This is a genomic window from Ralstonia mojiangensis, from assembly GCF_023955645.1.
GTDB lineage: Bacteria > Pseudomonadota > Gammaproteobacteria > Burkholderiales > Burkholderiaceae > Ralstonia > Ralstonia mojiangensis.
The window spans coordinates 335845-350767 of record NZ_JAMXHU010000003.1 but is presented as its reverse complement, the minus strand read 5'-3'; the positions used below and the strand labels follow the sequence as shown (position 1 = coordinate 350767).

The following is a 14923-nucleotide window of genomic DNA, read 5'->3' as shown; positions in this document are numbered from 1 at the left end:
GCAGACCCCCGTTCCGAATCATTTTAGTGGCGGAAGTCAAAAATGACAGCCGCCGCGGCCATGCCCCGGGACCCTCGTTGCTGCCTCTTGGCTACTGTAGCCCAGCGTTCGCCAAGGCGCGCACTTCAACCAACGGAAAGCCAGTACCCGATAACAGCGGTTTTCATGGCGACTGCTGTTTCAGTCGCGACACAAAAATCGCATGCCATGCCGGGTTTGGCAGCTCTCCGTGTGGAAAATATCCCGTTAAAACAAGGTGTTAGCCGTCATGGCATGGATGTCGCTCTATACCCGTTGGGGAGGAGCGAGCCATGCCGACAATCGCGCAGCGCTGTGCTCGACGTTTGCCGTTCGGGTGGACGGTCGAGAAGACCGGAGTGGTCGCAAGCCGCACGGCCATGGCGCCTGCGCTCGCATTAGACGGCGATTTCGTCGTGCAGCGTGCAATCACACTGCTGATCGCCCTTCGAAGCGTTCTCGCCGATACGTTGCCGGCGCGACTCGCATTCGGTCTTGTTCCCACCCGCGCATTCGATCCATCCACCGGTTCTATCGTGTCCGCGCTCTCGGACGGCGAACTGAGTACGTCGCATGCGTGGCTTAACAATCCAACGGCGACGGGGCTTGCGCAATCCCCCCGGAAGTGGGGTGTGTCCTCGGGTTATGCCAGCTACGGCGCCGCGTTACCGGCGCCGCGACAGTCTCTTGGCAGAGGCCGTCGCTCGTTGCCCGACCCCGTGCACACCAAAATGTGGTGCTTTCGCAACGTGCGCCGGACACATCGGCGTAGCGGCTGTTCAACGGTTTCGTGCTCCGTCCCCCGGCGGGCACTCTTTTCTCAATGGCCATCCTCGAACGGGATCCCGATGCAAACCAACCTGACCGCGTTTGCAGCACTGGCGCCGCCGGCCCATTCGCGCCCATGCGGGCGGCCAGCAGCAAATTCAGCGCATTGAACCAAGTATTGGAGGGATCAGATGAGGAATGTGGGAGGCAGGCCCTGTCGAGCCGTTCCTCCCTTTCCCCAAAACACATCCGGAGGCGTAGCTGCCACGCTAGGCCGGATGCAGCGGATGCTCCGCCCGAATGCCGTGCTTCTGCATCAGTCGATACAGCGTGACGCGAGACACCGCCAATTCGCGTGCCGTCATGCCCATATGGAAGCCGTTGCGGGCGATGGCCGTGCGGATCGCATCCGACTCGGCGCCTTCGCGCGCTTCTTCCAGCGTCTGGCCCGACACGGATGCGTAGCCTTCGAGGTGCAGGTCAGCGGCGGAGATCTTGCGGTTGTCGGTCATCACCAGCGCCCGGCGCACGCGGTTGATGAGTTCGCGCACGTTGCCCGGCCACGGGTAATGCATCATCGCGTGCAACGCGCAGGGCGTGAACCCGCGGATGCGGTGCGACGCCTCGCTGGCGTGCTGAGCGAGGATGTGTTCGGCCAGCAGCACGATGTCGCTCCCGCGCTCGCGCAGCGGTGGCACCGACAAAGTCAGCACGCACAGTCGATGGAACAGGTCGGTGCGGAATCCGCCGTGATGTTGGGCCGCTTCCAGATCCACGTGCGTTGCCGAGATGATGCGGAGGTCCAGCGGAATCGCTTGGTGCCCGCCCAGCCGCGTGATCGTGCCTTGCTGCAGGAAACGCAGCAGGCTGACTTGGCTCTCGAGCGGCAGGTCGCCGATTTCATCGAGGAACAGCGTGCCGCCATTGGCATGCTCAACCCAGCCGATATGACGTTGATGCGCACCGGTAAATGCGCCTTTTTCGTAGCCGAACAATTCGGACTGGATCAGGTGCGGCGGAATCGCACCGCAGTTGATGGCGATGAACGGCCCGCCCGCGCGCGAGGAGGCTTCGTGAATGGCCTGCGCAGTCAGTTCTTTGCCGGTGCCGGACTCCCCTGCGATAAAGGCAGGCGCACTGTTCTGCGCGACCTTGCGAATGGCGCGGAACAGTCCGTGCATGGCGGGGCACTCGCCCAGCATGCGCGCATGATTGGCCTTCGGCGCCGGCGAGGCCTCCTGGGCGAGCGAGGCCATGCCCCAGGCGTGACGCAGCGAATACGCAGCCTCGTCCATCCGAAGCGGCATCTGGACGTAGTCCACGCAGTAATCGCGCACCAGCTGGCGTACGCGCTCCTGGTTCAACATGGCCGGTGGCAGCGCTGCCACCCAGCCAACATGCGAGACCTGCATGCAGCGTTCGAGCAAATCCAGCTCCGCAGCCGAGAACGCGCTGCCGAAATCGACCAATCCTGCCTTGGGAGCGCTGTCGCGAATGGCGCAGCCCAGTTCACGCATCGACGTTACGCGCCGCACGTGCCAGTCTGCCCCTAGAATCGTCTCGTCGATCTCCCCCATTCCCGCGCGCGACGCCACTACGACGGTTCGGCACGCAGCAGTACATTCCAGCGACTCTTCGCGCATGGTTTCCCCCGTTCGATTTTTGGTGTGGTTCCTTCTTTGCCGAGGCGGCTCAGCCCGGGCAGGCTTGCAGTATGGTTGCCGGGTTTCTGTTTTGCGATGACGTTTAAGGACGATGGTTGCAAACGCTTGCGCGCCCGACCTGTAATGCAAATGAACTAGCGAATTTCACAACTTTGACGAGAAAATCCGCTGGAAAAACAGACAGTTGACGCAGCAATAAAAAAGCGCACCACAATGGGTGCGCTTTTCGCTATGCAGGCAGGAGACTCAGCCGCCGCGTCGCATCATGTCGAAGAACTCGGCGTTGTTCTTTGTCGTCTTGAGTTTGTCGAGCAGGAATTCCATCGCCTCGACTTCATCCATGTCATGGATGAACTTACGCAGGATCCACACCTTCTGCAGGATGTCCGGCTTGATCAGCAGTTCCTCGCGGCGCGTGCCTGACTTGTTCAGGTTAATGGCGGGGTAGACGCGCTTCTCTGCCAGGCGGCGTTCCAGGTGCACTTCCATGTTGCCGGTGCCCTTGAATTCTTCGTAGATCACGTCGTCCATGCGGCTGCCCGTTTCGATCAGCGCCGTGCCGATGATGGTGAGCGAACCACCTTCCTCCAGGTTACGTGCCGCACCGAAGAAACGCTTCGGACGCTGCAGCGCGTTGGCATCGACACCGCCGGTCAGCACCTTGCCCGAGGTCGGCACCACGGTGTTGTAGGCGCGGGCCAGACGCGTGATCGAATCCAGCACGATCACCACGTCCTTCTTCAGTTCGACCAGGCGTTTCGCCTTTTCGATGACCATTTCAGCCACTTGCACGTGGCGCACGGCGGGCTCATCGAACGTCGATGCCACCACTTCGCCGCGCACGGTGCGCTGCATTTCGGTCACTTCTTCCGGGCGCTCGTCGATCAGCAGCACGAACAGCTCGGCTTCCGGATGGTTGGTCGCGATGGCGTGCGCAATGTGCTGCAGCATCACGGTCTTGCCCGACTTCGGGCTTGCCACCAGCAAGGCGCGCTGGCCGCGGCCGATCGGGGCAATCATGTCGATGATGCGGCCGGTGATGTTCTCTTCGGCTTTGATGTCGCGTTCGAGCGTGAGCGGCTTGTTCGGGTGCAGCGGCGTCAGGTTCTCGAACATGATGCGGTTCTTGACCGCTTCAGGAGGCTGCGTGTTGACCTTGTCGACCTTCACCAGCGCGAAGTAGCGCTCGCCATCCTTGGGCGTGCGGACTTCACCTTCGATCGTGTCGCCGGTGTGCAGATTGAAACGGCGGATCTGCGACGGGCTGATATAGATGTCGTCGGTGCTGGCCAGATACGACGTTTCCGGCGAGCGCAGAAAACCGAAGCCATCAGGCAGCACTTCAAGCGTGCCGTCACCGAAAATCGTTTCTCCCTGTTTCGCCTTCTTTTTCAGGATGGCAAACATCAATTCCTGTTTGCGCATGCGCTGCGCGTTATCGATCTCCAGCTGCCCCGCCATTTCCAGCAATTGGGACACGTGCAAGGATTTCAGTTCTGTCAGATGCATAGACGAAAGATGAGGGAAGGGCCCGGACGGGCGGCGAAACGAGAGACGGGGGAGGGGGGAACGGTCGAGCGAACGCTCGGGGAAACAGATTGGCTGCCATCTTAGCACAACGCTGGCGAGCTTCCAGGCGGAAGTGCGCCAGCGTGTGTGGGGGGCAACGCGAAGGGTCGCCCGCAGCCGAAAATGGCTTACAGGTGGCTGTCCAGGAACGCGGTCAGTTGCGACTTGGACAGCGCGCCCACCTTCTGGGCGGCCACAGCGCCATTCTTGAACAGAATCAGCGTCGGGATGCCGCGAATGCCGAACTTGGCCGGCACGCCCTGGTTCTCATCGACGTTGATCTTGGCGATCTGCACCTTCTCGCCGTAGTCCTTGGAAACTTCGTCCAGGATCGGGGCGATCATTTTGCAGGGACCGCACCATTCGGCCCAGAAATCGACCAGCACGGGTTTGTCGGACTTGAGCACGTCTGCCTCGAAGGACGCGTCGCTCACATACTTGATCTGTTCGCTCATGGCGGGAACCTCTGTTATTTCGTAAAAGCTGGCGACGTGCGCCGAACCCATACATTACACGATTACACGGACCGGCGTGTATTGGGACCACTGTCGGCGCGGGTGCTGCTGATATAGTACCGACGCCCCCATTTTCAATCGATTCAGCCGTTGATTCTGCCTATCACGCCGATAGCCGCAGGGTCTGCGCTTTCTGGTATATCGCCATATTCCCTCGCATGCAGACGCTTGCCTTCGCGCCTGGCCCAGCATTCCTTTCCCGTGCCGCCGACGCTGCATGGCGCTTTCTGGATGCGCATGCACAATCCTCGGGCACGGCAACGATTGTTGTGCCGACAGCCGCGCAGATTCCGGGTGTGCGCAGTGCTCTGCATGCCAGCGCGCAAGCGGCCGGCACGCCGCGTTTGCTACCGCGCATTCTGACGCTGGGGCATTGGCTGCTTGATTTGCCGCCGGAAGCGGATTCGCCCGCCGCGCGCCCGCCGCTGTCTCGACTGCTCGCGGTGCAGCAGGCCCTCAAGACGCAGGCATGGCTGCGTGAAGCGCTTGGCGCGCAGGACGATGCAGCCCTCTGGGGCGTGGCGCAGGTACTCGTGACGGTGTCGGATGAGTTGTCGCAACGTTGGCTGACGCTGGACGCAGCACATAGCGGGGCAGATGGGCGTCTCGACGAATTGGAGTCGGCGCTGGCTGAGGCGTTGGAGCGCACCTACGCACAGTTGTCCGAACGCTTTCTCGGTACCGAATCGCGCATCGTGCTGACGTTCTGGCGGTTGCTTTCGGGCGCGGCGGACCCGATTCCAATGCGGTTGCGTGCCATGCGCCGCTTGCTGGACGAACTGAACGGGCCGATCGTGTGGATGAGCCCGACTGATCCCGAGGCGGTCGATCTGGATTTCCTGCAGCGCGCCGCCGAACGTGTGCCGGTGCTGAACATCGGCTACGACTGGAATGCGCCTGAAACCGGCGTGTCTGCGGCGCCTTCCACGCACGCGGATTTCCGCGATCTGCTGCTGCACGCCTGGCCCGAATGCGCCACGCCTGCCCAGGCGGCTGACGATGCTGCCGATGCGCAGATTCCGGCGCCAATCTTGCGCATTGCCGGCGCTGCCCGCTTTGAGGACGAGGCGGCCTTCGCCGCGCATACGCTGGTCGATTGGCTGAACGCCGGACGCCGCTCGCTGGCGTTGGTGGCGCAGGATCGCATCGTTGCGCGGCGTGTTCGCGCGTTGCTGGCGCGTGTGAACGTGCCGGTACGCGACGAGACTGGCTGGAAGCTCTCCACGACGCGCGCCGCTGCGGCGCTCATGCGCTGGGTCGACGTGGTGCAAGGGGATGGCGATACCGCGGCGCTGCTCGATCTCATCAAAAGCCCGTTCTGTTTGCGCGATGCCGACGCCGGCACTGCCACGCCCGCATGGGTTGCAGAACTGGAGCGCCGGGTGCGCCGGCATAACGTTTCGGGTGGCTGGGGACGGCTGCGCCGTCTGGTGGCCGATCGTCCGGTCGAAGATGCCGAGGGCGTAGCAAAGGTCAGCCGCCTGGCCGATCGCCTGGGCGTGCTGGCCGACGAAGCGGCGCTGTGGCGCCGTGCCGGCAGCGCCACGCTCGACGCGTGGATAACGCTGTTGGCAGGCACGCTTGATCGTCTGCATATGCGCACCGGTTTGCAGAACGACGACGCAGGGCGCCAATTGCTGGATTGGATTGACCGCCTGCGAATCTCCATACATGGCAGCACCGATGCGGGTGCGCGGTTCTCGCTCACGGAGTGGCGCGCATTGCTCTCGATGCTGCTTGAGTCCGCCGTCTTCAGCGAGCCTTCACCGCCAGCGGACCGGCGTGTTGTCATCCTGCCGCTGAATGGTGCTCGGATGCGGCGCTTTGATGGCGTCGTGGTGGTGGGTTGCGACGATGCGCAGTTGCCGTCGGCGCAGCCGGAATGGCTGTTCTTCTCCAACGACGTGCGACGTGAGCTCGGTTTGCCCGATCGCGCACAGCGCTTTGCGCAGCAGGCGCGCGACCTGGCCGAAGTGCTGCTCAATCAGCCCGAGGTGGTGTTGACCTGGCAACGGCATGGCGGACGCGGCGAGCCGCATCGCCTTTCGGGCTGGCTCGAACGCTTGCAGCGCCGGTTGGCGGTCAGTGGCGTGCGTATCGATACGTCGGTCTCGTTGCCCAGTTTGCAGACGACGAGCCAGCCAACCGATATGCCGGCGCCCGCCGCGCCGACGCTGGTGCCGTCCACGCTGAGTGCGGCTGCATACAACAGCCTGCGCCGCTGCCCGTACCAGTTTTTCGTCGGTCGCATGTTGCGGCTGGGCGAGTTGGAAGAGGTTTCCGACGAGCTGGAGAAACGCGACATCGGCGAGATCCTGCACGCGATCCTGCATCGCTTTCACCGGCAATTGCTGGAAGCGCCAATGCACGATCCGGCCGATCGTCAGGGGCTTCTGCAGACCATCACCGACGAACAGTTCGGCCCGCTGTTGGCCGAGGACGGCAACGCGTTGCGCTTCTATCGGCGCTGGCTCGGCGTGATGCCGTCGTACTTGGCGTGGCAGGCCGCGCGTGAGGCTGACGGCTGGCGCTTTGAGGCGGGTGAGGTCGATGTCGATACGTCCATCACGCTGTCGGACGAGCGGCCGCTGCGCTTGCGCGGCCGTATTGACCGCATCGACGTGCATGACGAACACGGTGTGGCGGTGCTCGACTACAAGACACAATCGCAAATGGTGCTGGTGCGTCGTGCCAAGACGCCGTTTGAGGATTGCCAGCTACCGTTTTACGGCGTGCTCGATGCGCGTGCAGATTCGGGCGGCTGGGTTTCGCTGGACGGAGAGGCGCGCGGTGACAAGCGCGACGTTGCATTGCCCGACTTCACGCAAGTCGTCGACTGGTTGATCGAACAGATGCAAAAGGACATGGCCGCTCTCGCAGCCGGTGCGCCGCTGTCGGCCTTCGGTGATGAATCGGCGTGCCGCTATTGCGCCGCGCGAGGCCTCTGCCGCAAGGGGTATTGGACAGACGGCGCACCGCGAGAGCCGGAGGGCGCGGCATGAGCGATTACGCTTACGAACGCGACGGCGCACCCGTCTCGCCTGAAGCTTTTTCGCGCGCCGCGTGCGACCCGCAGCGCTCGGTCGTGGTGGAAGCGTGCGCAGGCAGCGGCAAGACGTGGTTGCTGGTCACGCGCATGCTGCGCTTGCTGCTGGCAGGCGCAGCACCGTCGGACGTTCTCGCCATCACGTTTACGCGCAAGGCCGCCGAAGAGATGCGCCAGCGTTTGCTCGACATCCTCGCGCAACTAGCCAGCGCCGACGATGAGGGCGTTGCGCGAGAACTCATCGCGCGCACGGTGGACGAGCGCGATGCGCCGGCGCTGATTGAAACCGCGCGTGGGCTGTATGCGCGCGTGCTGGAATCGCCGTCGCGCATGGCGATCGATACGTTCCACGGCTGGTTTGGGTCGTTGCTGCGCGGGGCGCCGCTGTCGTCTGGCGTGCAGCAGGGCGCGTCGTTGCGTGAAGATGCCGGGCGGCTGCGGCGCGAAGCCTGTGCGCCTTTCTGGCGCGGCTTGCTGGCTGAAGATCACGCTGACTTGCGCGCCGCGTACGAAGCGCTTGCCGATCTGGTCGGCGATTTCCAGGCCGGTCGCCTGCTCGATGCCATGTTCCACCAGCGCAGCGACTGGTGGGCGTACAAGACGCAGGCGGGCGGACGTCCGCTGGATGCGTTGGACGCACTGCTTGGCGACGATGCGACAGTCGATCCGCTGATCGAAGCACTGCAGGATGCGGCGTTGTTGGCCGACATGCTGCGCGTGTCCGGCTGGCTTGGGCGGGGCGGTGCGGCCGAGGGCAAGCGCGCCGTGGCCATCGAATCGGCGGTGACTGCTGCGCGCGGAATGGACGTGTCGGACGAGGCCGCTCGCGCGCAAGCATTCGATGCGCTCTTCGTCGCCTTCCATACGCAGGCCGGCAAGGCACGCGCCTGCAAACCGACCAAGGCGCTTATCAAAGCCGTCGGCGACGAGCACGCGCAAACGCTGGTGACCTTGCACACCACGCTCTGCGAAACGCTGACGACGATTCAAGCCCGCCGCCAGGAAGCCCACGTGCGCGCCGTCAACGCTGCATTGTTTGCTCTGGGCGACGCACTGATCGATCGCTATCAGGCGTACAAGCGCCAGGCGCGCGCAATGGATTTCACCGATCTCGAATGGGAGGCGGCGCGCCTGATGCAGCAAGAGGGCACAGCCGCTTACCTGCAGGTGCGGCTCGACGCGCGCTACAAGCATCTGTTGCTCGACGAGTTTCAAGATACGAACCCGATGCAGTGGCGCATCCTGCAAGGCTGGTTGGCAGGTTATGCCGGCACCGGCACGCAGCCGAGCGTATTTTTGGTGGGCGATCCGAAGCAATCGATCTACCGTTTCCGCCGCGCCGACGCACGGCTGTTCGACGCTGCGCGTGAAATGCTGGTTGCGGAATTCAACGCGACCGTGCTGCGTACCAACCGCACGCGTCGCAACGCGCCGGCCGTGCTGGAGTGGGTCAACGCCGTGTTCCTGCAGGCGCGGGCGCGCGGCGAGTATTCCATCTACGCCGAGCAAAGCACCGCCGTGGACGCACCCATCGGGCAGGCGCTGCTGCTGCCGCTGGTGCCGGTGTCCGAAGCCGAGCTGGCTGATGACGAAGCCGCGCCCCGCGATACGCTCACCGAACCGCGCGAAGAAGCCGGCGATTCACAGCGATATGCAGAGGGCCGCCAGGTGGCCGCTTGCCTGCGCGCATTGCACGCCAATGAGCGCATTCGCGAAGGCGGCGTCGAGCGCCCCGTGCGCTGGAGCGATTTCCAGCTGCTCGTGCGCCGCAAACGCTATCTCGCCGATTACGAACGCGCGCTGCGCGATGCCGGCGTGCCGTATCTGAGCCCGCGCCGTGGCGGTCTGCTGGCTACGCTCGAAGCGCTTGATCTGTGCGCGCTGCTTGATTTTCTGATGACGCCGCAGGCCGACTTGTCGCTCGCGCATGTGCTGCGCAGCCCCATCTTCGCCGCCACGGACGGCCACCTCATCGCACTGGCGCAGTTTGGCGAAGGCGCGGTCGCATTGACATGGTGGGAGCGCCTAGCCGCGCTGGCCGGCCAGGCTGATGCGGCGGACACCTTGCGCTACGCGCATCGCATGCTGTCGCGCTGGCTGGCGGTGGCGCCCACGCTGCCCGTGCACGATCTACTCGATCACATCGTCTACACCGGCGAACTCAAGCGCCGCTATGCCGAGCGCGCACCGGCTGCAAACCGCGACCAAGTGCTCGCCAACTTGGACGCGTTTTTGAAGCTCGCGCTCGATCTGGACGGTGGTCGCTATCCGAGCCTGCCGAAATTCATGGCCGAGCTACGCGCCATCCGCCAGGGCGATGAGGATGAAAGCCCTGACGAAGGCACGCAGGGCGACACAGAGGCGCCGGATGCAATCGACGCCGAAGTCGCCAGCGAAGGTCTCGATGCGGTACAGATCCTGACCGTGCATGCGTCCAAGGGGCTGGAAGCGCCGTTCGTTGCGCTGCTCGATAGCCACCACAGCGACGCGCGTGTCGATACGGCCGGCATCCTGATCGACTGGCCGCCCGGCGCGCAGGCGCCTGCGCATTTTTCCGCGTTCGGCAAGACGTCCGAGCGCGGCCTCGCGCGCGAGCCCCTCTTCAAGCAAGAAAACGAGCTTGCCGAGCGCGAGAACTGGAACCTGCTCTACGTGGCGATGACGCGTGCGCGGCAAGCGCTGATCGTTTCCGGCGTGGCGAACAAGCGTGATGCCACGGCGGCCCAATCTGTCGATGAAGGTGATGCGCCCGAGGTGGACGGCACGGCGAGCTGGTACACGCTGCTCGCCGCGGCAGGCGTAGCGTCACCCGCTCCGGTGGTTGATGGCGCAGCCGATGCGGCTGTCAGTGCATCAGGGCAGGAGGCAGTCTCGTATCACGATTTCCGCGCGCCGCTTACAGTGACGGTGCGTGTTGGCGCTGCCGGCGCTGTCGCTGAGGGCGCTGCCGATATCGTTTTTGATCAAGGCGCCGTCGCGCAGGGCGAACTGCTGCATGCGGTGCTCGAGCGCCTGACGCGCCGTGGCCTGCCCGAACAGGCGCCTGACGCCGAGACGATCGCGCGCTGGTTCAGCGCAACCGGCGTCACGCAAGCCGACGCCACACGCACCGCCGAAGCCGTGCGCCGGATGCTTTCAGCCGAGACGCTGGCGCATGTGTTCGACCCCGCGCGCTTCGACGCCGCGCATAACGAGATCGAACTTTTCGGCCCAGACGGTGCGCTATTGCGCATCGATCGCCTGATCGAACGTGGCAACGACATCCTCGTGGTCGACTACAAGCTGCGCTTGCTGCCGGTCGAACGCGCCGCCTATGCAGATCAGTTGCGCGGCTACGTGGCTGCCGTCACGCCGATGTATCCAGGGCGCACCGTGCGCGCAGGGGTGGCTACCGCACAGGGCGAATGGATCGATCTGGAATCGTTGCCGAAGCCCGTCCAGGCATCACACGACGACAGCCAAGGCGCGCTGTTCTGATGCGGGCGGCGAAAACAAAAAAGGGGAGGGGTGATGCAGGGGGGAAAGAGAAGGGGGACGAGCCTGACCCTCGGCACTGGCGGAAAACGGCTGTGGCTGCTTCGTTCCCGACCTGACCAGGTTGACCGCGCCACCATGCGAGGAGGCCCGTCCGACCGCCATTGTAACCGACTCCCACGTCCCCACCTGAATATCCTTGCAATTCGCTCGGCGCGCATGGCGGTTGACCCCTCCGAAACCGCGTCGGAAATCCACCTCGCTTTGCTACAATCCGCCGCATGAGTTATCAAGTGCTCGCCCGCAAGTGGCGCCCTCGCGATTTCACCACGCTGGTCGGTCAGGAACACGTGGTGAAAGCGCTCACGCATGCGCTCGAACAGCAGCGCCTGCATCACGCATACCTGTTTACGGGCACGCGCGGTGTCGGCAAGACGACGCTGTCGCGCATCCTTGCTAAATCGCTCAATTGCGTCGGCGCGGATGGGCAGGGCAGCATCACCGCGCAGCCGTGCGGTGTGTGCCGCGCCTGTACCGAGATCGATGCCGGGCGCTTTGTCGATTACATCGAGATGGATGCCGCCTCCAACCGCGGCGTCGACGAGATGGCCCAGTTGCTGGACCGCGCGGTCTACGCGCCAACCAGCGGCCGCTTCAAGGTCTACATGATCGACGAAGTGCACATGCTGACCAACCACGCCTTCAACGCGATGCTGAAGACGCTGGAAGAGCCGCCCGAGCACGTCAAGTTCATCCTTGCGACCACCGATCCGCAGAAGATTCCGGTGACGGTGCTGTCGCGCTGCCTGCAGTTCAACCTCAAGCAGATGCCGCCGGGGCACATCGTGTCTCACCTGGACCGCATTCTTGGCGAAGAGGGCATCGCCCACGAGCCGAACGCGCTCCGTCTGTTGGCGGCCGCTGCGCAGGGCTCGATGCGCGATGCGCTGTCGCTTACCGACCAAGCCATCGCGTACAGCGCCGGCGAGGTGAGCGAGGCTGCCGTGCGGGGCATGCTCGGCGCGATTGATCAAAGCTACCTTGTGCGCCTGCTCGATGCGCTGGCCGATGAGAACGGCGCGGCGCTTGTCGAGATTGCCGACGAGATGGCCGGGCGCAGTCTGAGCTTCTCGGGCGCGCTGCAGGATCTTGCATCCTTGCTGCAGAAGATTGCGCTGGCGCAGGTCGTGCCCGCCGCTGTGCAGGACGACTGGCCCGAGGCCGACGATGTACGTCGCCTTGCGGAGCGGTTCGACGCGCAGGCGGTGCAACTGTTCTACCAGTTTGCCAACCTGGGCCGGAACGAACTGGCGCTTGCGCCGGATGAATACGCCGGCTTCACGATGACGCTGCTGCGCATGCTGGCGTTCCAGCCTGGACAGTCGGGTGGGGACGCACCGCCGCCTTCAGGCGGTGGCGGCGGGAAACGGGCGATGCCGCTGGCGGTAACGCCGGTCGCATCGACGCGCCCGGCCGCCACAGCGACCGCGCCCGTGGCGGCACCGGTTGCTGAGGTTGCGCCAATGGCGGTGCGTCCCGAGCCGGTGGTCGAGGCGCCGCGTGCGACTTACCAGGCAACTCCGCCGACGCCTGCGCCCGTTGCGGCCGTTGCAGATACGCCGGCTGCTGCGGCCCCAGCGCGTCGCTCGCCGGCAATGGAAGCGTTGGCCGCTGCGCGTCAGGCGTCAAGCCGGGGCCGTGGTGGTGCTTCGGCGCCTGCTGCTACACCGGTAGCCGCGCCTGCGCCTGTGGCTCGTCCTGCTGCTCCCGTCGCTCCCATCGCGGGTCCACGTCCGAATCCGGCTGCTGCTGTTTCCCCGCCGCAACGCCGTGAACGGCCCGTTGCAGTTGCCACGCCCGCCGATGATGGCCCACCGCCCTGGGATGAAATGCCGGGCGAATTTGCTTCGCCGTCGCTTGAAGAGATGGACGCAGCCTTTGCCGGTTGGGATTCCGCTTCGAGCGTGCGCCCTGGTGCGTCTGAACCGGCGGCAACCCGTCCAGCACAGATCGAGACGCCCGCAGCCGCACCGGTGCCGGTCAAGACGGTCGCCCCGGAGCCGGCAGCCGCTGCTACGCCGCCTGACCTGAGCGCCAGCAGTCTTGCCACGTTCGACGGCAATTGGCCGGCGCTGGCAGCGAGCCTGCCGATCCGCGGTCTGGCCCAACAGCTGGCTTACCAGAGCGAGTTGGCAGCCGTGGAAGGCGTCACGATGCGCTTTCGCGTGCCGCTGCCCCCACTCACCGATGCAAACGTCGTCGAGCGTCTGGAGGCGGCACTGACGGAACACTTCGGCACGCCCGTTCGCGTGGCGTGCGAGATCGGACCTGCACGCGCCACCGCGGCGGCTTTGGATGCCGAGCAGCGTGCCGAACGGCAACGCAATGCAGAAGACGCCATCGCCGCCAACCCGTTTGTGCAGGCGTTGGTTCGGGACTTTGCTGCGCAGGTCGTCCCCGGTTCGATCCAACCGCACGCGCACTGAGCCCCATTCCAAGACTGAATATTGAATACCGGCGCGCCAATCTGAACGGCGCGCCTTGCACGACCCATTTCAAGGAGCAACGACCATGATGAAAGGCCAGATCGCCGGGCTGATGAAGCAGGCCCAGCAGATGCAGGAAAACATGAAGAAAGCGCAGGAGCAGCTCGCTCTGATCGAGGTGGAAGGCGTGTCCGGCGCGGGCCTCGTGAAGGTGGTGATGACCTGCAAGAACGACGTGAAGCGTGTGTCGATCGACCCCAGCCTGCTGGCCGAAGGCGAAGACAAGGATCTGCTGGAAGACCTGATCGCCGCCGCGTTCAATGACGCCGTGCGCAAGGCCGAGGCCACCGCGCAAGAGAAGATGGGCTCGCTCACTTCCGGCCTGGGCGGCATGGCGAGCATGCTGCCGCCCGGCTTCAAGCTGCCGTTCTAAGCGACGCTCATCAGGATCGCGCCATGGTGCTGGAATCCGCGCTGCTGCACGTCAGGCCCGGCCAGGAAGTCGCCTTCGAAGCGGCCTTCGGCGAGGCTCGCCACATCATCGGTGCGATGCGGGGCTTCGTTTCGCTGTCGCTGTCGCGCTGCATGGAGAAGGCGAGCGATTATCTGCTGCTGGTGCAGTGGCAGACGCTGGAAGATCACACCATCGGCTTCCGGCAATCGCCCGAGTACCAGCGCTGGCGTGCGCTGCTGCATCACTTCTATGATCCGATGCCGGAGGTGCTGCACCACACGACCGTTCTGGAGCACGCGTGATGCGTAACGCTCCAGGCACGCCGTCGGCGCTGCAGATGTTGGTTGAGGCCCTGCGCGTGCTGCCTGGCGTCGGCCCCAAGTCTGCACAGCGGATGGCGTACCACTTGATGCAGCACGACCGCGAAGGCGCTGCACAGTTGGCGCAGGCGCTGTCGGATGCGACCGAATCGATCCAGCATTGCAGCCGTTGCAATACCTTCACTGAGCAGGAAGTTTGCGAAACCTGCCTGGACACGCGCCGCGATGCGTCGGTCCTTTGCGTGGTGGAAACGCCCGCCGATCAGATGATGATCGAGCAAACGCTGACCTATCGCGGCCAATACTTCGTGCTGATGGGGCGGCTTTCGCCGCTGGACAACATCGGCCCGAAAGAAATCCACCTCGAACGGCTGCTGGCCCGCGCGACCGATCCTGCGCTGGGTGGCCCCTGCTCCGAAGTCATCCTTGCCACCAATTTCACCAGCGAAGGCGAGGCGACCGCCCACTACATCGGCGAGATGTTGAAGGCGCGCGGAATCAAGGCGACGCGTCTGGCGCGCGGTGTGCCGGTGGGCGGTGAGCTGGAATACGTGGACGCGGGCACCATCGCCCGCGCGGTGCTGGATCGGCGCCAGCTCTAAACCGGCG

The 14923-nt window shown here is 64.5% G+C and carries 9 protein-coding genes and 1 other RNA gene; 6 read left to right on the top strand and 4 right to left on the bottom strand.

Annotation, left to right across the window (positions count from 1 at the left end; all coding sequences use genetic code 11):
* Positions 1 to 1055: 1055 nt before the first annotated feature.
* From NG898_RS13670 to trxA, 3 genes are all read right to left on the bottom strand, one after another.
* Positions 1056 to 2429, bottom strand: a complete 1374-nt coding sequence (locus NG898_RS13670) for a sigma-54 dependent transcriptional regulator (protein ID WP_252692755.1) — start codon at positions 2427 to 2429, stop codon at positions 1056 to 1058.
* Between the two features lie 267 nt (positions 2430 to 2696).
* Positions 2697 to 3959 carry a transcription termination factor Rho gene (gene rho / locus NG898_RS13665; protein WP_004626250.1) on the bottom strand — a complete coding sequence of 421 codons (1263 nt, stop codon included), beginning with the start codon at positions 3957 to 3959 and terminating at the stop codon, positions 2697 to 2699.
* Between the two features lie 188 nt (positions 3960 to 4147).
* Positions 4148 to 4474 carry a thioredoxin TrxA gene (gene trxA, locus NG898_RS13660; RefSeq protein ID WP_004626253.1) on the bottom strand — a complete coding sequence of 109 codons (327 nt, stop codon included), beginning with the start codon at positions 4472 to 4474 and terminating at the stop codon, positions 4148 to 4150.
* 218 nt (positions 4475 to 4692) lie between these two features.
* Between trxA and NG898_RS13655 the strand changes: the two genes are divergently transcribed.
* A complete protein-coding gene (locus tag NG898_RS13655; protein WP_252692754.1) occupies positions 4693 to 7536 on the top strand; it encodes a PD-(D/E)XK nuclease family protein in 2844 nt (947 codons plus the stop codon).
* Positions 7533 to 11057: a UvrD-helicase domain-containing protein gene (locus NG898_RS13650; protein ID WP_252692753.1), complete on the top strand. Its 3525-nt coding sequence runs from the start codon at positions 7533 to 7535 to the stop codon at positions 11055 to 11057. Before NG898_RS13655 ends, NG898_RS13650 begins: the two co-directional genes overlap by 4 nt.
* Before the next feature lie 53 nt (positions 11058 to 11110).
* Here NG898_RS13650 and ffs read toward each other — a convergent pair.
* An RNA gene (gene ffs / locus NG898_RS13645) (signal recognition particle sRNA small type) lies at positions 11111 to 11209 on the bottom strand.
* A 126-nt stretch (positions 11210 to 11335) separates the two neighbouring features.
* Between ffs and NG898_RS13640 the strand changes: the two genes are divergently transcribed.
* The 4 genes from NG898_RS13640 (at position 11336) to recR (ending at position 14916) form a co-directional block, all read left to right on the top strand.
* Positions 11336 to 13540 carry a DNA polymerase III subunit gamma/tau gene (locus NG898_RS13640; protein WP_252692752.1) on the top strand — a complete coding sequence of 735 codons (2205 nt, stop codon included), beginning with the start codon at positions 11336 to 11338 and terminating at the stop codon, positions 13538 to 13540.
* Positions 13541 to 13625: 85 nt separating this feature from the next.
* Positions 13626 to 13973 carry a YbaB/EbfC family nucleoid-associated protein gene (locus tag NG898_RS13635; RefSeq protein WP_024975986.1) on the top strand — a complete coding sequence of 116 codons (348 nt, stop codon included), beginning with the start codon at positions 13626 to 13628 and terminating at the stop codon, positions 13971 to 13973.
* Positions 13974 to 13996: 23 nt separating this feature from the next.
* Positions 13997 to 14296 (top strand): antibiotic biosynthesis monooxygenase family protein, encoded by a 300-nt coding sequence (locus NG898_RS13630; RefSeq protein WP_252692751.1) that lies wholly within the window; start codon positions 13997 to 13999, stop codon positions 14294 to 14296.
* Positions 14296 to 14916 carry a recombination mediator RecR gene (gene recR / locus NG898_RS13625; protein WP_252692750.1) on the top strand — a complete coding sequence of 207 codons (621 nt, stop codon included), beginning with the start codon at positions 14296 to 14298 and terminating at the stop codon, positions 14914 to 14916. Before NG898_RS13630 ends, recR begins: the two co-directional genes overlap by 1 nt.
* Positions 14917 to 14923 lie beyond the last annotated feature (7 nt).